At 71.0% G+C, this 18,739-nt stretch carries 14 protein-coding genes; 3 read left to right on the forward strand and 11 right to left on the reverse strand.

Annotated features, from left to right (window positions below):
• Positions 1 to 31: 31 nt before the first annotated feature.
• The 7 genes from BWR60_RS11000 to BWR60_RS11030 are packed head-to-tail and all read right to left on the reverse strand — an operon-like array spanning position 32 to position 7,347.
• The gene (locus tag BWR60_RS11000; RefSeq protein ID WP_088151065.1) at positions 32 to 1,150 is read right to left on the reverse strand and encodes an NAD(P)/FAD-dependent oxidoreductase; all 1,119 of its coding nucleotides are present in this window, start codon (positions 1,148 to 1,150) and stop codon (positions 32 to 34) included.
• 11 nt (positions 1,151 to 1,161) lie between these two features.
• A complete protein-coding gene (locus BWR60_RS11005; protein WP_088151066.1) occupies positions 1,162 to 2,676 on the reverse strand; it encodes an ABC transporter substrate-binding protein in 1,515 nt (504 codons plus the stop codon).
• Positions 2,677 to 2,702: 26 nt separating this feature from the next.
• Entirely contained in the window at positions 2,703 to 3,689 is a 987-nt protein-coding gene (locus tag BWR60_RS11010) for an ABC transporter ATP-binding protein (protein ID WP_088151067.1), read from the reverse strand.
• Positions 3,686 to 4,666 carry an ABC transporter ATP-binding protein gene (locus tag BWR60_RS11015; RefSeq protein WP_088151068.1) on the reverse strand — a complete coding sequence of 327 codons (981 nt, stop codon included), beginning with the start codon at positions 4,664 to 4,666 and terminating at the stop codon, positions 3,686 to 3,688. The genes BWR60_RS11010 and BWR60_RS11015 overlap by 4 nt, the downstream gene beginning before the upstream one ends.
• Before the next feature lie 4 nt (positions 4,667 to 4,670).
• Positions 4,671 to 5,534, reverse strand: coding sequence for an ABC transporter permease (locus BWR60_RS11020; RefSeq protein ID WP_230983020.1), 864 nt, complete (start codon positions 5,532 to 5,534; stop codon positions 4,671 to 4,673).
• Positions 5,531 to 6,469, reverse strand: coding sequence for an ABC transporter permease (locus BWR60_RS11025; protein ID WP_088151069.1), 939 nt, complete (start codon positions 6,467 to 6,469; stop codon positions 5,531 to 5,533). Before BWR60_RS11025 ends, BWR60_RS11020 begins: the two co-directional genes overlap by 4 nt.
• 29 nt (positions 6,470 to 6,498) lie before the next feature.
• Positions 6,499 to 7,347: a proline iminopeptidase-family hydrolase gene (locus BWR60_RS11030; RefSeq protein ID WP_218823443.1), complete on the reverse strand. Its 849-nt coding sequence runs from the start codon at positions 7,345 to 7,347 to the stop codon at positions 6,499 to 6,501.
• 248 nt (positions 7,348 to 7,595) lie between these two features.
• Here BWR60_RS11030 and BWR60_RS11035 point away from each other — a divergent pair, with 248 nt between their 5' ends.
• Complete coding sequence (locus tag BWR60_RS11035) at positions 7,596 to 12,398, forward strand: DUF3320 domain-containing protein (RefSeq protein ID WP_088151071.1); 4,803 nt, start codon at positions 7,596 to 7,598, stop codon at positions 12,396 to 12,398.
• On the opposite strand, the gene BWR60_RS11040 is transcribed toward BWR60_RS11035, so the two are convergent.
• Positions 12,370 to 12,888: a class I SAM-dependent methyltransferase gene (locus BWR60_RS11040; protein WP_179221716.1), complete on the reverse strand. Its 519-nt coding sequence runs from the start codon at positions 12,886 to 12,888 to the stop codon at positions 12,370 to 12,372. The two genes, BWR60_RS11035 and BWR60_RS11040, sit on opposite strands and share 29 nt — an antisense overlap.
• 97 nt (positions 12,889 to 12,985) lie before the next feature.
• Between BWR60_RS11040 and BWR60_RS11045 the strand changes: the two genes are divergently transcribed.
• Complete coding sequence (locus BWR60_RS11045; RefSeq protein WP_088151073.1) at positions 12,986 to 14,722, forward strand: SWIM zinc finger family protein; 1,737 nt, start codon at positions 12,986 to 12,988, stop codon at positions 14,720 to 14,722.
• Here BWR60_RS11045 and BWR60_RS11050 read toward each other — a convergent pair.
• Positions 14,719 to 15,420, reverse strand: coding sequence for an SDR family NAD(P)-dependent oxidoreductase (locus tag BWR60_RS11050; RefSeq protein WP_088151074.1), 702 nt, complete (start codon positions 15,418 to 15,420; stop codon positions 14,719 to 14,721). The genes BWR60_RS11045 and BWR60_RS11050 overlap by 4 nt on opposite strands.
• Positions 15,421 to 15,429: 9 nt before the next feature.
• A complete protein-coding gene (locus BWR60_RS11055; RefSeq protein ID WP_088151075.1) occupies positions 15,430 to 17,043 on the reverse strand; it encodes a GMC family oxidoreductase in 1,614 nt (537 codons plus the stop codon).
• Between the two features lie 192 nt (positions 17,044 to 17,235).
• On the opposite strand from BWR60_RS11055, the gene BWR60_RS11060 reads away from it, so the two are divergent.
• Complete coding sequence (locus tag BWR60_RS11060) at positions 17,236 to 18,267, forward strand: glycosyl transferase family protein (protein ID WP_088151076.1); 1,032 nt, start codon at positions 17,236 to 17,238, stop codon at positions 18,265 to 18,267.
• Here BWR60_RS11060 and BWR60_RS11065 read toward each other — a convergent pair.
• On the reverse strand, positions 18,264 to 18,734 hold the full coding sequence (locus BWR60_RS11065) for a heme-binding protein (protein ID WP_088151077.1): 471 nt from the start codon (positions 18,732 to 18,734) through the stop codon (positions 18,264 to 18,266). The two genes, BWR60_RS11060 and BWR60_RS11065, sit on opposite strands and share 4 nt — an antisense overlap.
• Positions 18,735 to 18,739: the final 5 nt, after the last annotated feature.

Consider the following 18,739-nt stretch of genomic DNA (forward strand, 5'->3'; position numbering starts at 1 on the left):
AAAAGTCTCGCGGGCGGGAGAGGCAACGCAACTAAGCGAAGAACCGTGCCGGGCGGAACGTTGCCAGCTCAGGCCGGACGGCGCCGTGCAAGACCTCGTCGGCCACCGCGGCGCCGAGGAAGGCGGCCAGGGTGACGCCGCTATGGGTCACCACGGCGTAGTAGCCCTGAGCCTGCGGCAGCGGCCCGACGGCGGAGTAGCCGTCCTTCGGGATGGCGCGGATGCCCAGGCGCACCGCCTCCGGCTCCACCGGCCCCATGGCGGGAAGAATCGCCTGCGCCTTGCGGACCAGCTCACGCATCTCCGGCAGATCGGGGCTCGGCGCCGGTGCCGTGGCCGGATCGCGTTCGTCATCGTTGCGGCAGACCAGCAGGCGCCCGGCACCGTCCGGCCGGATGTCGCAGCCCGGCGCCTTCAGCAGGCGCTCGAGCCCGACCGCGACCGTTGGGGTGAAGGCCAGCAGCCCCGCGGTCGGCGCCAACGGGATGCGCAGAGCAGGGTCGAGGCCGGCATCATCGGCCCAGCGGCCGGTGCAGTTGACCACGATGTCGGCGCCGTAGGTCCGGCCATCCGCCGTGACCACGCCGCCGACACGGCCGGACCGCAGCGCCACCCGCGCCACCCGGGCGCCGATCTCGACCCGCGCACCGAGCCGGCGGGCGGCGGCGAGCATGGCCTGGGCGTAGACCACGGGATCGACCCAGCCCTCCTCCGGGAACCAGGCCACCGGCGCGTCGCCCACGGCAGCCGGATCGATGTCGGGCGCCAGCTCGCGCAGCCGGGCCGGGGAGATCCATTCGGCAGCGTAGCCCCAGCCGCGCAGCCGCTCGAGCCGCTCCCGCTGCGCCGCCTGTCCCGCCTCATCGGCCCATTCCAGGCTGCCGTTCAGGTGCAGCCAGGGCGTCGCCGCGAACTCCCCGCGCAGCGCCGCATGCGCCTTCATCCCGGCGACGTTGAGGTCGTGATAGGCCCGCGGCGTCTTGCCGTGGGAGTTGACCCAGGCGAAGCTGGTGCCGGAGGTGCCGGCGCCGATCCGCGTCGCCTCCAGCACCGTGACCGACGCGCCGCCCCGTGCCAGGCCGGCCTGCGCCAGACGGTACGCCACCGAGGCGCCGATGACGCCCGCGCCGATCACGATGATGGAAGCCATTCCGACAATCCTCAGTTCTTCTTGACGTCCTCGAGATAGAACCGGCCGAGCGGGGTCTGGCCGAAGCCCTCGATGGTCTTCCGCGAGACCGTCAGATACGGGATGTAATAGAGGTCGATCCAGTTGACGTCGGCCTTGGCCATCTTCTGCAGGTCGACATACATCGCCTCGCGCTTGGCCGGGTCGGTCTCGACCCGGGCCTTGGCCACCAGCGCCACCACCGCGTCGTTCTTGTAGCGGGTCATGTAGTTCAGGTTGGCGTCATAGCCGAGGACGAAGGTGGTCTTCTGGTCCGGGTCGATGATGTCGTTGGTCCAGTAGTTCATCGCCAGGTCGTAGTCGCCCGCGACCTCCATGTCCCAGCTCTGGCTCGGGTCGACCTTCTGCAGGTTGGCGGTGATGCCGACCTTGGCCAGCTGCTGCTGCACCAGCACCGACACCTGCTCGTCCACCGTGTCGCCGGTCTGCACCAGATAGGTCAGGGTGATCGGGCCGACACCGGCCTTCTGCAACAGTTCCTTGGCCTTCTCCGGGTCGTAGGGCCGGGCGCCGTTGTCGTCGGTGTGGAACAGCGCACCCTTGGGGATGTAGGAGTTGGCGACGGTGCCGATGCCGAAGGTCACGGTGTCGACGATCGCCTTCTTGTCGATGGCGTAGTCGATCGCCTCCCGCACCTCCAGCTTGTCCAGCGGCGGGTGCGAATGGTTGATCAGCAGGTGGTCCTCTCGGGTCGAGGGGTCCTTGTGCATGGTCAGGTTCGGGTCCTTCTCCAGCTCCGCGACCTTGGCGAAGGGCACGAAGATGGCGGTGTCGAGCTCGCCCGCCTGGACCTTCAGCATCCGGGTGTTGTCGTCGGGGACGGAGATCCATTCGACGCCGTCGAGGCTGACCTTGTCGGCCTCCCAGAAATTCGGGTTCTTCTTCAGCACCACCTTCTCGCCGCGGCGCCACTCCTCCATGGTGAAGGCGCCGGAGCCGATCGGCTTCTCGGCGAAGGCGTCCTCGCCCATCGAGGTCACGATCTTCTGCGGCAGCACTGCCACGCCCGGCAGCGCCAGGCTGGCCAGGAACGGCGCCGCCGGCTGGTTCAGCGTGATCACCAGCGTGTGGTCGTCCTTGGCCTCCGCCGTCTTGATCACCTTGTAGTTGTCGGCGATCAGCGACCCCGGGTTGTCGCGCGCCCGCAGCAGCGAAAAGGCGGCGTCGGCGGCGGTGACCGGGCTGCCGTCGGAGAATTTCGCGTCGCGCAGCTTGAGCGTGTAGACCGTGCCGTCGTCGGAGACGGTCCAGCTCTCCGCCAGGCCGGGGACCAGCTTGGTGCCGTCCTTGCTGACCCGCACCAGCACGTCATAGACGTTCGAGAACACCCAGTAGTCGACGTTCTGCGAGGTCTTGATCGGGTCGAAGGTGGTGCCATCCTCGCGCCGGCCGATGGTCAGCACGCCCGCCGCCTCCGCCGCGGCGCCGCCGGCCACCAGCGCCGCCAGGAACGCCGCCGTGGCGATACCGAGATGTTTCCGTGTCATCGTGAGCCTCCGGTTGTTGCCCCGCCTCAGCTGCGGGCGGGGATTGCGGGATAGAGATGGCAGGCGGTGAAGCGCCCCTCGACCGGCCGCAGCGCCGGCGGCGCCCCGGCCCGGCACTCCGCCATGGCGAAGGCGCAGCGCGGATGGAAGGCGCAGCCCGGCGGCAGGTCCAGCGGGCTCGGCGGCTCGCCGCCCAGCAGGTCCGCCGGCAGCGCGCGGTCGGGGTCGATCTCCGGGATCGCGCGGATCAGCGCCTGAGTGTAGGGGTGCTGCGGCGCGGCGAACACCGCCTCGGCCGCCCCCTCCTCCACGATCCGGCCGAGATACATCACCGCCACCCGGTCGCAGAGCCGCCGCACCACGGCCAGGTCGTGGGCGATGAAGATCAGGGCCAGGTTCATCCGGGCCTTCAGCTCGATCAGCAGGTTGATGATCTGCGCCTGGATCGAGACGTCGAGTGCCGCGACGCATTCATCGGCGATGATCAGCTTCGGCTCCACGGCCAGGGCGCGGGCGATGCCGACGCGCTGGCACTGGCCGCCGGACAGCTCGGCCGGGCGGCGGGAAGCATGCTCGGGCCCGAGGCCGACCAGCGTCAGCAGCTCCGCCACCCGGGCCGGGACGCGATCGCGCGGCACCTTGCGGTGGACCCGCAGCACCTCGGCGATCGCCTCGCCCGCCGCCATACGCGGATTGAGCGCGTTGTACGGGTCCTGGAAGATCATCGCCGTCTCGCGGCGCAGCCGGGCCAGGCCGGCCCGGCCGCCTTCGGCGATGTCGTCGCCGCCGAAGCGGATGGCGCCGCCGGTGATCTCGCCCAGCCGCAGGATGGCGCGGCCCAGCGTGCTCTTGCCGCAGCCGGATTCGCCGACCAGGCCCAGCGCCTCGCCCGGCGCCAGGGTGAAGGAGATGCCGTTGACCGCCCGCACCAGACGCGGCTGGCGGCCCGGCAGCGGCAGCCCCCCGCCGGCGCGGAAATGCACCTCCAGGTCCTGGACGTCGAGCAGGGTCATGCCGCGTCCCCCAGCGCCCGGTGGCAGGCGGCCATGTGCCCCGGCTCGGGCCAGGACGGCTCCGGCCGCGCCGCCTTGCAGCGGTCGAAGGCGCGATCGCAGCGCGGGTGGAAGCGGCAGCCGGTCGGCAGGTCGGCCAGGGCCGGCGGCTGGCCGGGGATGAAGGGCAGCAGGTGGCCGCCATCGGCATGCGACGCCGGCTGGCAGGCGATCAGCCGCGCCGTGTAGGGGTGGCGCGGCGCCGCCAGCACCGCCCGCTTGCCGCCGGCCTCGCACAGGGTCCCGCCATACATCACGGCGACGCGGTCGCAGCTCTGCGCCACCACGCCGAGATCATGAGTGATCAGGATGATGGCCAGGCCGCGCCGGTCGCGCAGCTCCAGCAGCAGCCGCAGGATCTGGGCCTGCACGGTGACGTCCAGCGCGGTGGTCGGCTCGTCGGCGATCAGCACCTCCGGGTCGCAGGCCAGGGCCGTGGCGATCATCGCCCGCTGCCGCATGCCGCCGGAGAATTCGTGCGGATAGCCGCCGGCCCGCCGCTCCGGATCCGGGATGCCGACCTGGCGCAGCAGCTCCACCGCCGCCGACCGCGCCTCGCGCTTCGAGGCGCCGCGATGCAGGCGGATGCCCTCGGCGATCTGGTCGCCGATGCGCATCACCGGGTCGAGATGGCTGGACGGGTTCTGGAAGATCATGCCGATCTCGCGCCCACGCACCCGGCGCAGCGCCTCCGGCCCGAGCGCCGTGAGGTTGCGGCCCTTCAGCAGCACCGACCCGCCGGCGATGTGCAGGCCGCCGGGCAGCAGGCCGATCAGCGCCCGGCAGGTGACGCTCTTGCCCGACCCGCTCTCGCCCACCAGCCCCATCACCTGCCCGGCCTCCAGGCTGAAGGAGACGCGGTCGACCAGAATCGCCTCCACCCCGTCCCGGGTCGCGGCCACCGACAGGTCGCGGACATCGAGCAGCGGCGCGGTCATTCCTTCACCTCGAGCCATTTTGGCCGAGCCATTCGCCGAGGCCGTCGCCGAGCAGGCTGAAGCCGAGCGCGATCACCGCCAGCGCCATGCCCGGGAAGGCGGCGATCCACCAGGCGCGGATGATGAAGTTCTGGCTTTCCGCCACCATGATGCCCCACTCCGCCGTCGGCGGCTGCACGCCGAGGCCGAGATAGCTGATCGAAGCGCCGAGCAGCATGGTCAGCACCACGTCGGACATCGAGAACACGATCGAGCTGACCATGGCGTTCGGCAGGATGTGCCGGGCCATGATGCGGAGGTGGCTGTAGCCCAGGCTGCGCGCGGCGGTGACGAAGTCGCTGGCCTTCAGCACCAGCACCTGGGCGCGGACCAGCCGGGCGTAGGAGACCCAGCCGACCAGGGCCATGGCGATGAAGAAGCTGCCGAGGCCGGGGCCGAGAATGGCGATGATCGCCAGCATCAGCACCAGGAAGGGGAAGGCGATGACAATGTCGACGATGCGCATCACCACGATGTCGACCCAGCCGCCGAAATAGCCGGAGATGCAGCCCACGGCCGTGCCGAGGATGAAGGGGATCAGCACGCCGAACACGCCCATCATCAGGTCGAATCGGGTGCCCCAGATCAGCCGGGAGAGCACGTCGCGGCCGAAATTGTCGGTGCCGAGCCAATGGCCGGGACCGGGCGGCAGCAGCGCGTTCGCCGTGTCCTGCTGGATCGGGTCGTAGGGCGCGATCACCGGCGCCAGCAGCGCCACCAGCAGGAAGAAGCCGACGATGCCGGCCCCCCACCACAGCGCGCCCGGAACCCGCGGCAGCCTGACCCTGAGCCGCGGCCGGGCGGCGACGGTTCCGGCGACGGCGCTCACAGCTTCACCCGCGGGTCGAGGGCGACGGTCAGGATATCAGCCAGGAAGTTCACCGTGACGCTGGCCACGGCGAAGGCCATGGCCACACCCTGCACCACCATGTAGTCGCGGGTGAAGATGCCGCGCACCAGCAGCTGGCCCATGCCGGGGATGGAGAACACGTTCTCGATGATCACGGTGCCGCCGATCAGCCAGCCGATGTTGACCGCCAGCAGGTTGATGGTCGGCACGATGGCGTTGGGCACGACATGGCGCCAGAACACCATCCCCTCCTGCAGGCCGCGCGCCCGCGCCGCGGTGGCTTGGTCGGAGCGCAGCTCGGTGATCATCGCGGCCCTGAGGGTCCGGGTCAGCACCGCCGACAGGGCCAGGGCGACGGTCAGCCAGGGCAGCACCAGATGGTGCAGCCGGTCGGCCCAGTCGTCGCCATAGCCCGCCACCGGGAACAGCCCCAACGTCACGCTGAACAGGATGATCAGCATGATCCCCAGCCAGAACGGCGGCAGGCCGAGACCGGTGGTGGAGACGATGCGGATGGCGTGGTCGGCCAGCCGGCCGCGGCGGCGCGCGGCGATGGCGGCGAAGGGCACGGCGATCAGTAGCGACAGCAGCACGGCGCCGAACACCAGCAGCAGGGTCGGCTGGACCCGCTCGGCGATCAGGCCCAGCACCGGCACCTTGTACAGGATCGACCGCCCCATCTCGCCATGGGCCAGGTTCTGCAGGAACAGGCCGTATTGCGTCCACAGCGGCTCGTCCAACCCGAACTGGGCCCGGATCCGCGCGATCGCGTCCGGCGTCGCCTTGGTGCCCAGCAGCACCCGCACCGGATCGCCGGGGATCGAGCGGATCAGCACGAAGGTGATGACGCTGATCCCGAACAGCACCGGGATCAGCTGCAGCGGGCGGGTCAGGACGAATCGGAAACGATGCATCACCGGTCAGCCCGGGCGGCGGGCGGGCATCAGGCGCCCCGGTTCTGCTCGAGGAAATCCAGCAGCACCGGGTAGTAGGCGTGCGGCTCCTCGTAGAAGGGCATGTGGCTGGAGTTCGGAAAGACGTGCAGCCGGGCATTCGGCAGCGCCAGCTTCATGCGCAGCGCGCAGGCGGGCGTCAGCTCGTCATGCTCACCGCAGGTGATCAGCACCGGCACGGTGATCCGGTTCATGTCGGGCAGCCGGTTCCAGTCCTTCAGATTGCCGGTGTAGAGGAACTCGTTCGGGCCCTGGATCGTCCCGTAGGGACCCATGTTCCAGTCGTCGAGCGAGCGCTTGACCGGCGCCGGCCAGTGGTCCAGCCGGCAGACATGGCGGTGGTTCAGGATCGTGATCGCCGCCTGGTACACCGGGTGGTCCAGCGTGCCCTCGGCCTCGTGCCGCTGCATCATCGCCACGGTCTCGGGGCCCAGCGCCGCGCGCAGCCGCTCCAGCTCGCCGATCAGATGCGGGATGTCGGCGGCCGTGTCCTCCAGGATCACGGTCTTCAGCGCCTCGGGATGGGTCAACGCGTATTCGACGCTGAGCCAGCCGCCCCAGGAATGGCCCAGCAGATGCACCCGGCCGAGGCCGAGCGCTTGGCGCACCGTCTCCACTTCCGCGACATAGCGGGTGATGGTCCAGAAGGCCGGGTCGGTCGGCCGGTCCGACGCGCCGGTGCCCAGCTGGTCGAAGGCGACGACGCGGTAACCCTTGTCGATCAGGCAGGAATGCGCGTCGCGCAGATAGTCACAGGGCAGCCCCGGCCCGCCATTGAGGCACAGCACCGTCTCCGGCCCCGAGCCGAAGCTGTAGGCCACCACGGTGTGGCCATCCACGCGAATCTCGTCCCGCCGATCCGGCGCGATCTCCCGCCACATTCAGCCGTCCCCATCTGATCATTTTTTGCGTCGCGGAACGCTAGACTGATCGGACAAATCCGGCAAGGCGGCCCGATGGAGATGATCATGACCCGGCGTTGCTGCGCCGCCCGCCGCCTCGGGCATGATGCCGCCCCGATTGCCCGATAGCCTATTTCCGGCGGACCATCGCCGCGTGACGAACGATTCAGCAGCAGGATTGCCCGATGAACGATGCCGGCATCTCGATCCGGGACCGCCTCCTGAAGGACAGGCATGCCCTGCTGGACCTCAGCACCCGCAACCGGCTGGTCAATGTCCCGCTGCGCACCCGCAACGTGCGGACGATCGAGATCGTCGACGAGGTCTCGGCCGAGGTGTACCGGCTGCTGCATGAGGGCAAGGCGCTGGCCTTCACCCCCGGCCGGCAGCTGAGCGAGGAGGAGCGCGCCGCGCTCGACCCGCAGGACACCGAGACCGGTGGCATCCCGCAGCCCGAGGCGGACGAGATCGACGAGAACGGCGTCGCCCGCCGCCACAGCGACCTGCAGTTGCAGACCCGGCTGACCTCGGAGGGCCTGCAGAAGCGCCTGTTCGACATCTGGTACGACGCCCAGACGCTGGAGGAGGAGCAGGGCGTCAACGTCCTGTACCTGGCCATCGGCCTGCTGCGCTGGTTCGATGGCGAGGGCGAGGATGCGCCCGCCCGGCACGCGCCGCTGATCCTGCTGCCGGTGCGGCTGGAGCGCACCAGCGCTGCGGAGAAGTTCAAGCTGCGCGGACGCGGCGAGCCGGCGTCGCCGAACCTGACGCTGCAGGCCAAGATGCGGGCCGAGTTCAGCCTGCTGATCGAGGATGTGCAGAACGAGGACGAGCTCGACCTCGCCGGCTACATGGCCCGGGTGGCGGAGACGGTGTCGAAGCAGAAGCGCTGGGAGGTGCTGCCCGACGCGATGGTGCTGGGCTTCTTCTCCTTCGCCAAGTTCCTGATGTACCGGGACCTCGACCCGGAAAACTGGCCCGCGGCCTCGCCGATCGACCAGCACCCGATCGTCACCGGCCTGCTGCGCGACGGCTTTCCGGAGAGCGAGCCGCTGATCCCCGGCCATGACACCAAGATCGACGCGCTGATCCCGCCGGCGCGGATGAACCATATCGTCGACGCCGACAGCTCGCAGACGGTGGTGATCGAGGAGGCGGCGGGCGGCCGCAACCTGGTGGTCAAGGGCCCGCCGGGCACCGGCAAGTCGCAGACCATCACCAATATCGTCGCGGCTGCCGTGGCCGAGGGCCGCAAGGTTCTGTTCGTCGCCGAGAAGATGGCGGCGCTGGACGTCGTCCACCGCCGGCTGCGCGATGCCGGGCTGGGCCCCCTGACGCTGGAGCTGCACAGCAGCAAGGCGACCAAGCGCGGCCTGCTGGAGGAGCTGAAGCGGACCAAGGAGCTGGCGCCGGCCGCCGCGCCCGACGGCGGCTCGGTGGTCGAGAAGCTGACCGAGTCCCGCGACCGGCTGAACGCCCATGCCGAGGATCTGCACCGGCGCCACGACCCGCACGGGCTGTCGGCCTATCAGGTGATCGGCCGGCTGGCGGCGCTGCGCGAGGGCCCGGCCCGGGCCGGCGTCGTGCTGGAGGCGCCGGAGACCTGGCCGCCGCTGGAGCGGGAGCGGCGCGCTGACATCGTCGAGGAGATCGCCCAGCGGCTGGGCTCGATCGGCGCGCCGCAGGAGCATCCCTGGCGCGGCGTCCGCCGGGAGGCGCTGGACCCCAGCGAGGTCGACTCGCTCACCGTCCGTCTGCGCGACCTCGCCGGCCCGGTGGCGCGGCTGCGGGAGGAAGCGACCGCCGGCGCGCCGATCTTCGGCCTGCCGGCCGGGACCCTGGACGAGCTGGCGCGGCTGCGAACGGTGCTGCGCGCCGCGGCGGCCCTGCCGCCCTGCGACCGCGCGGCCTTGGCGCACCCGGCCTGGGCCAACGACGCCGCCCGCCTCGCCGACCTGCCCGAGCGCGGCCGCCGCGCCACCGAGACCCGCGCGGCGGCGGAGGACGCCTTCGTCGACGCCGCCTGGCAGGTCGACCTGATGCCCTGCTGCATGGCGATCGCCACCAGGGGCGGCTCGCTGTTCCGCTTCCTCGACGGCACCTACCGGGCCCAGATCGGCCTGCTGCGGTCGCTGCTCAAGGCACCGCTGCCGAAGGGGCAGCAGGCCCGGCTCGACCTGGTCGATCGGATGATCGCGGCACAGGCCGCCCGCAAGGCCTATGAAGAGGCGAAGCCGCTCGGCCCCGCCTTCGGCACGCTGTGGCAGGAGGAGCGGAGCGACTGGGACGCGCTGGCGGCCCTCGCCGCCTGGCGCGCCGCCCTGCCCGAGCCGGCGCTGCCCGACGGCTTCCTCAGACGGCTCGCAACCCTGCCCGACCCCGCGGTGATCCCACCGCCGCTCGCGGTGCTGGAAGAGACGCTCGACCCGGCCCGGGCCGGGCTGGACGATCTCGCCGCCTGGCTCGACCTCGACCTGCGGCGCGCCTTCCGCGTCGAGAGCACCGGCGCGATCCCCCTCGACGGGCTGGCCGGGCGGCTGGAGCTGTGGCGCGGGCAGCCGGAGCAGGTGACGAAATGGGTCGCCTTCGCCGAGCGCGGCCGGGCCGCCGCCCGGCTCGGGCTCGGCGCCCTGGTCGACGGCGTGCTGGATGGGACGCTCGACGCCCCTGCCCTGCCCCCGACCTTCGAGCGCGCCGCGCTGGAGGCGATCCGCACCGACATCTTCGCCCGCCTGCCCGATCTGAAGCGCTTCGACGGCGAGCTGCAGCAGCGCGTGGTCGAGGGTTTCCGCGCCCTGGACGTCAACCGCATCGGCCTGGCCCGGTCGGTCATCGGCCAGCGGCATCGGGACGGGCTGCCGCGCGGCAATGCCGGCATCGGGCCGCTCGGCGTGCTGAATGGCGAACTGGCGAAGAAGCGCAACCACCTGCCGATCCGCCAGCTGCTGGAGAAAGCCGGCCCGGCGATCCAGCAGCTGAAGCCGGTGTTCATGATGAGCCCGCTGTCGGTGGCCCAGTTCCTGAAGCCGGGGGCGCTGTCCTTCGACCTGCTGGTGATCGACGAGGCGTCGCAGGTGGAGCCGATCGACGCGCTGGGCGCGATGGCCCGGGTGCGGCAGATCGCGGTGGTGGGCGACGAGCGCCAGCTGCCGCCGACCCGCTTCTTCGCCAAGCTGACCAGCGACATCGAGGAGCGGGACGAGGATGACGAGCAGACCGTCGCCGCGCGGGACGCGGAAAGCATCCTCGACCTGTGCCTCGCCAAGGGCGTGCCGGCGCGGATGCTCAACTGGCACTATCGCAGCCGGCACCAGTCGCTGATCGCCGTCTCCAATCGCGAATTCTACGAGAACCGGCTCTTCATCGTGCCCAGCCCGTATGACGCGGTTGCCGGCATGGGGCTGAAGTTCAACCATCTGCCCGACGCGCATTACGACCGCGGCAACACCCGCACCAACCCGATCGAGGCCCGGACGGTGGCGGAGGCGGTGATCCGCCACGCGCGGGAGACGCCGCAGAAGTCGCTGGGCGTCGCCACCTTCTCGGTCGCCCAGCGCCAGGCGATCCAGAAGGACCTGGAGCTGCTGCGCCGCGCCCATCCGGAGACGGAGGAGTTCTTCCGCAATACGGGCTCCGAGCCGTTCTTCATCAAGAACCTGGAGAACATCCAGGGCGACGAGCGGGACGTGATCTTCATCTCGGTCGGCTATGGCCGCACCGCGTCCGGCTACATGGCGATGAGCTTCGGTCCCCTCAGCGGCGAGGGCGGCGAGCGCCAGCTGAATGTGCTGATCTCCCGCGCCAAGGAGCGGTGCGAGGTGTTCTCCTCGATCACCGGCGACGACATCGACCTGGAGCGCACCCGGTCGCGCGGCGTGACGGCGCTGAAGCTGTTCCTGGGCTACGCCCAGACCGGCCGACTCGACGTCGCCCAGCCCAGCGGCCGCGGCGCGGATTCGGCCTTCGAGGAGCATGTGGCGCGGGCGCTGGCGGCGCGCGGCCATGAGGTGAAGGCTCAGATCGGCACCGCCGGCTTCTTCGTCGACCTGGCCGTGGTCGACCCGGAGAAGCCGGGCCGCTTCGTGCTCGGCATCGAATGCGACGGCGCGCCCTACCACGCCTCGCGCTCGGCCCGCGACCGCGACAGGCTGCGCCAGCGGGTGCTGGAGGATCACGGCTGGATCATCCACCGCATCTGGAGCCTGGACTGGTACATGCGCCCAGCCGAGGAGCTGCGGAGGCTGGAGGACGCCATCGCCGCGGCGCAGGCGGAATGGCGGGAGCGCGACGAGGGCGCCGCCGTGGCGCCCGCGAAGCCGGCACCAATCGAGTTCAGCTTCCAGCCGGTCGACCAGGACACCGAGATCGTCCAGGCCCGGATCGGGGAGAAGCCGCCCGCGCCGCTGGCGCAGCCTTACGAGGAAGCATCCTTCGCCGTTGCCGCGACGCTGGAGCCGCATGAGGTGCCGGTCGGCGAGATGGCGCAGCACGTCCTGCGCATCGTCGAGGCGGAGGGGCCGGTGCATGAGGACGAGATTGTCACCCGCATCCGCACGCTGTGGGGCCTGCAGCGGGCCGGCAGCCGCATCCGCGAGGCGGTGGGCCGCGCCGTCGCGCTGGCCCGGCGACAGCAGTCGATCGCCGGCGAGGGCTTCTGCGACATCCCGGGGCGGGAGGCGCGGATCCGCGACCGGTCCGGCGTCGCCTCGGCCGGGCTGCGCAAGCCGGACATGTTGCCGCCGGCCGAGATCGCGGCGGCGATGCTGGCGGTGATCGACCGCAATTTCGGCGCCGGGCGGGAGGAGCTTGTCACGGCCGTGGCCCGGCTGTTCGGCTTCGCCGCGACCAGCGCGCCGCTGAAGGCGGTGCTGGACGGCGAGATCGGCCGGCTGGTCGCCGGCGGGCAGCTCCGCGACGACCAGGGCCATCTGGTCCGGGCCGCGGCGGCCCCGTCGGCCGTCAGCCCCACGGCGGCGCCACAGCAATAACGGCGAGCGCGCCGGGGCGCTCCGCGGTCCGGATGTCCCGCAGCCCGAACGCCGTGAAAGACGCCTGGATCATCTCGATGATGCGGGCGGCCGGCTCGTCATAGAGGATCCAGACCTCGCCGCCGGGACGCAGGCTGCCGGCGATATGCGGCAGGGCCAGGCCGGGGCGGGTCCAGAAGCTGTTGACGCGGATGGCATAGATCCGGTCGAAGCCGCCCGGCGCGACCGGTCCATGCTCGATGTCGCCTTTGGCGACGGTCACCCGCCCAGCCGCGATCGCCGGCGCATTCACGACCTGAGCCCGCGCCACGGCGGTGTCGGAGCGATCGATGGCGGCAACGGTCGCGGTCGGTGCGCTCTCGATCACGGCCTGGATCGCCTGGCCGGTGCCGCAGCCGATCTCCAGCAGCCTCTCCCCCGCACGCGGCGCCAGCAGGCCGACCGCGGCCCGGATGCGGGGCGAGATCTTCAGGGGTGGATCGGTTCGCATGGGCTCCTGCGTCGCATGACGAAGCGGCCGTGAAGGATCGCCCATTCCCCGGTCGGATGCCGCTGACTATCCTGCCAGCGAAACCTCTGGACCGGACATGGCGAAGACCTCCACTCGGAAAGCGGCACAGCGCTTCGACATCGATGCCATACGGCGTCTCTCCGGCGAGACCACCTTCGCCCGCGGCTCGGCCTATCACGCGGCGGGGCGGGTCGCGATCCTGTCCAGCCATGCCGGCCGGATCACCGCCAAGGTCTTCGGCTCGGAAACCTATGACGCCAGCTTGGCGCAAGGCGTGGACCATCCGGCCGGCGACTGCTCCTGCCCCGCCTTCGCGGGTATCGGCTGGTGCAAGCATCTGGTTGCCGTGGCCCTCGCCGCCAACGACCTCGCGGACGGCGAGACGTCGGGCAGCCGGCCCGACCCCGTCCGCGATCATCTCCGCAGCCTGAGCGCCGAAACGCTGGTCGAGATGGTCCTGGAACAGGCCGGGAAGGATCCGGGATTGCGGCGGCGCCTCGAACTCGCCGCCGCGATGACCCAGGGCGACGACGCCATGATTCACGCTCACCTCAAGAAGGCCATCACGGCGGCGACGCGGACGGACGGCATCGAGTACCGGCGGGTGCGAAGCTGGGTGCGGGGTATCGGCGATTTCCTCGACCGGATCGAGGATCTGCTGGACGGCGGCCGGGCCCAGCTGGGCCTGGATCTGCTCGAACATGTCCTGGACCGGATGGCGCCGGCGCTCGCCGAGATCGACGATTCCGACGGCGACGGCATGGCGCTGTTCGGACGGGCGGAGAAGCTCCACCTGCAGGCCTGCCAGACCGTACGGCCGGATCCGGTCGCCTTGGCGCGCCGGCTGTTCAGGCGGGAAACCGAATCGCTGACGGATGCCTTTTCCGGCTCTACAGGCACCTACGGTGATGTGCTGGGCCGCGAGGGCCTGGCCGAATACAGGCGGCTCGCTGAGGCGGCCTGGGCCCAGCTTCCGTCACGCCGGGCCGATGATCGGCGGGCCTCCCAAGACCATGAATATGCATCGAAGCGCCACGCGCTGTTCTCCATCCTGGACGACCTCGCCGAAACGGATGGTGACTTCGACCGACGGGTCGCGTTGCTGACCAAGGATCTGTCGTCGGTCAGCGGCTATGAGAAGCTCGTCGATCTATGCCTCGCCCATGGCCGGCCGGAGGCAGCGGTGAAATGGGCCGAGGAAGGCCTCTGGCTGTTCCAGGGCGTTTCCGCCGAACTGCTGAGTCGAAAGGCGGTGAGCCTCTATCGCCGGTCCGGCCGGACGGCAGAGGCGGAGGCACTGCTGTGGCGCTGCTTCGACCGCCGACCCTCTTCCCATCTCCTTAATGAACTCAAGGTTCTCGCTGGCGGCGACGCGGGCGGGGCAGTGCTCGACCGCGCCGTTGCCGTCATGCGGCAGCGTCTCGCCGGCCGGCAGAAAACCGGGCAGTGGTGGGGCGGCTTTTCCGATGCCGACTTCTTGGTGGAGATCCTTCTGGCCCAAGGTCGGCTGGCGGAGGCCTGGGCCGTCACTGACGCGCATGATTGCCAGGCACGCACCGTTCTCGCCGTCGCCGCCGCCAGCGAGACGACGGAACCAGCGAAGGTGGTTGCGCTCTATGAGCAGCTGGTCGAACGCCATGTCGGGCACACGACACAGGCTGGCTACGAAGAGGCCTGCCGGCTGATCGACACGATCGGCCGCATCCGCAAGGACAGGACCGAGACGGCAATCCATGCGGCTTATGTGGCGGAGTTGAAGACCCGGCACAAGGCCAAGCGCAACTTCATGAAGCTGCTGGCGTCGCGGGCTTAGGCCCGCCCGTAGACCGGCATGACGGCGCCGCGGGCGACCTGGTTCGCCGGTGACGCCAGATGCAGGATGGTGGCCGCCACCTCTTCCACCTTCGGCCAGGCAGAGTGATCGGCCTTGGGCATGGCGGCGCGGTTGGCCGGCGTGTCCATGGTCGACGGCGCCACGGCGTTGACCAGGATGCCCTGCCCCGCCACCTCCTGCGCCAGGGCCACGGTCAGCGCCGCCAGCGCCGCCTTCGAGACGGTGTAGGCGGTCATGCCGGCGCCCTGGCGCCATTCCAGCCCCGGCCGGGCCGCGACATTGACGATGCGGCCGCCGGCGCCGCCCCGGCCGATCGCCTGTACCGCGCCGCGGCAGCACAGGAAGGCGGTGACCAGATTGGTGTCGAGCTGCTGCTGCAGCATGCCCCGGCCGGTCTCGGCGATCGGCGCCATGGCGAAGCCGCCGGCGACATGGATCGAGGCCCAGAGCCCCGGCAACGCCGCGTAGAACGCGGTCACCGCCGCCTCGTCGGCCAGATCCGGCACCGGCGACAGCACCACCCGGTCGTGGCCGCGATGGGCGAAGCGGCGCGAATCCTTCACGTCGCGGACCGGGACATGGCAGGTGGCCCCGGCCTCAAGCAGCAGCCCGACCACCGCCGCGCCGAGCGCGCCGGTGCCGCCGGTGACGACCACATGACGATCCTGGAACTCCATGCTTCCTCCTCAGCTCCGGCGACGATCCTCCAGGATCATCGCCGAAGCCTTCTCGGCGATCATGATGGTGGGCGAGTTGGTGTTGCCCGAGGTGATGGTCGGCATGATCGAGGCGTCGGCGATGCGCAGCCCCGCGAGGCCGCGCACCCGCAGCCGTTCATCGACCACCGCCAGCGGGTCCTGGCCCATCTTGCAGGTGCCGACCGGGTGAAAGATCGTGGTGGCGATGTCGCCCGCCGCCCGCGCCAGATCGGCCTCGTCCTGCAGCGCCGGGCCGGGCCGCACCTCCTCCGGCGCGTAGCCGGCCAGGGCCGGGGCGGCGGCGATACGGCGGGTCAGCCGGATGGCGTCGACCGCGACCCGGCGGTCCGCCTCCTCCGACAGGTAGTTCGGCCGGATCGCGGGCGCCGCGGTCGGGTCCGGGCTCTTGATCCGCACCGAGCCGCGGCTGTGCGGCCGCAGGTTGCAGACCGAGGCGGTGAAAGCCGGGTAGCGGTGCAGCGGCTCGCCGAAGCGGTCGAGGCTGAGCGGCTGGACGTGGTATTCGAGATTGGCCGTCTCCTGCGCCGGATCGCTGCGGGCGAAGGCGCCGAGCTGGCTCGGCGCCATGCTGAGCGGGCCACGGCGGAACAGCGCGTATTCGACGCCCATGCCGATGCGGCCGATCACGCTGTTCGCCCGCTCGTTCAGCGTCGGCACGCCCTTGACCCTGTAGACCAGGCGGAGCTGCAGATGGTCCTGCAGGTTCTCGCCAACACCGGGCAGGTCGTGCAGCGGCTGCACGTCATGCGCGGCCAGGAGGTCGGCCGAGCCGATGCCGGAATGCTGCAGGATGGCCGGGGACCCGACGGCGCCGGCGGCCAGCACCACCTCGCCCGCCGCGGCATAGGCCTCGGTGCCGTCCGGCCGGCGGAACACCACCCCGGCGACGCGCTTGCCCTCGAGATGCAGCTTCAGCACCTGGGCATGGGTCTCGACGCTGAGGTTCGGCCGGCTCAGCACCGGCTTGAGGAACCCTTTGGCCGCGGTCCAGCGGATGCCGCGGCGCTGGTTTACCTGGAAATAGCCGCAGCCCTCATTGTCGCCGGTGTTGAAGTCGTCGGTCGGCGGGATGCCGGCCTCGCCTGCGGCCTGGCGGAAGGCGTCGAGGATGGCCCAGGACAGGCGCTGCGGCTCGACCCGCCATTCGCCGCCCGCACCATGGAAGGCCGAGCGGCCCTGCCAGTGGTCCTCGGACCGGATGAAATGCGGCAGCACGTCGTCCCAGCCCCAGCCGGCATTGCCGAGCTGCCGCCACTGGTCGTAGTCGCGCGCTTGGCCGCGCATGTAGATCATGCCGTTGATGGCGGAGCAGCCGCCCAGCACCTTGCCGCGCGGGTAGTTGATCGCCCGGCCGCCCAGCCCGGCCTCGTGCTCGGTCTTGAAGCACCAGTCCAGCCGCGGGTCGCCATGGGTGTAGAGATAGCCGACCGGGATGTGGACCCAGATGGTGTTCGGCTTGCCCCCGGCCTCCAGCAGCAGCACCGAGCTTTTCGGATCGGCCGACAGGCGGTTGGCCAGCACACAGCCGGCGGAGCCGGCGCCGACGATGACGGTGTCGAATGTCCCGATCGTCCGCGTCATCGGCCCGCTATCGTCCCAAGCATCATTCCCGCCCCCCGATCCGGTTCCCGGCCGATCTTCCTACAAGGTCCGCGGCCATACAATCATGGCAGCCGCAACGGCCGTGACCCCCAAGGACGTTCCGCAGACGCTCGACGGGTGGGCCTCCCGGCGCTAACCATTCCCGGGTCAGACCTTCGAGAGAGCACCGGCATGGCCAGCGACGTCGAAACCGTGACCGCCACCGCGGACTCGCCGCCGCGCCAGCGCATGGCGGCGCATCTCGCGGCGATCGGCCGCGGCCCCGGCCGGTCGCGGCCGCTGACCGAGGCGGAGGCGGAGGACGCCTTCGGCATCATCCTGTCCGGCGAGGCCGACCCGATGCAGGTCGGCGCCTTCCTGCTGCTGGAGCGCTATCGCGGCGAGACGGCGGCGGAACTGGCCGGCATGATCCGCGCCGGCCGGGCCGTGGTCACCGCCGCCCCGGCCACCCGGCCGGCTCTGGACTGGCCGTCCTACGCCGCCGGCAAGACCCGCGGCGCGCCCTGGTTCCTCCTGTCCGCCCTGCTGGTGGCCCGCGCCGGCCATCCGGTGCTGATACACGGCATCAATGTCCGGGTCACCGAGGGCATCGAGACCGAGGACGCGGTGCGGGCGCTGGGCCTGCCGGTCGGCGAGACCCCGGCCGAGGCGGCACGGACGCTCGACGCCACCCGCTTCGCCTATCTGCCGCTGCGCGCGGTCAGCCGCACCCTGACCGAGCTGATGGAGCTGCGGCCGGTGCTGGGGCTGCGCAGCCCGGTCAACTCAGCCGCGCGGCTGCTGAACCCGTTCGAGGCCAAAGCCAGCTTCGTCGGCGTGTTCCACCCCGCCTATCAGGATCTGCACCGCGATACGGCACGGCTGCTGCAGCAGGGCGACCTGTGCGTGGTCAAGGGCGCCGGCGGCGAGGCCGAGCGCACGCCGCTGAAGGCGCTGTCGCTGCAGCGGCTGGTGGCGGGCGAGGCGCTGGACGAGACGGTGCCGCCGATCCTGGGCGAAGGCCGCGGCGAGCGGCTGGAGCGCCGCGACCTGGAGCATTTCCGCGCCGTCTGGACCGGCGCCGCCGAGGACCCGGCCGCCGAGGCGACGGTGACAGGCACCGCCGCCGTGGCGCTGGCCGTGATCGCCGGTGACAGCGGCGAGGCCGCCCATGCCCGCCACCTGGACCGGGCGGCGGCGCTGTGGCGGGAGCGGAACGGCTAACCTGCCCGTTCGGCCCGGTACGCCCCGATCGCGCTGGTGATCAGCCGGTGATCGTCCTCGTGCGGCAGGCCGGAGACGCCAATGATTCCGACCACCTGGGCGCCGATGCGGATCGGAAAGCCGCCGCCATGGTCGATCATCGGCGTCCGGATCGACGGGCTCTCGGCCAGCGTCCGGCCGCGCGCCCTCAGCCGGTGGTGCAGCCACAGGGTGCTGTGGCCGAACTGGCGGACCGCGGCGGATTTCAGGTCGAGCCACACCTGGTTGTCGGCCGAGGTGCCATCGAGCGCCGAGGCGAACAGCACCCGGTCGGCGACCTGGATGCGGATGGCGACCGGCGCCGGCGCGGCCTCGACCAGCCTGCGCCCGATCGCCCAGGCCTCGGCGAAGTCGAAACGGTCGAAGGCGAGCCGCGCCTCCTCGGCCTCCAGCTCGGCGGTGCGGGCGGCATGGTCGATCCCGGTCATCGGTT

This window comes from Inquilinus limosus (assembly GCF_002195995.1).
Taxonomy (GTDB): Bacteria; Pseudomonadota; Alphaproteobacteria; order DSM-16000; family Inquilinaceae; genus Inquilinus; species Inquilinus limosus_C.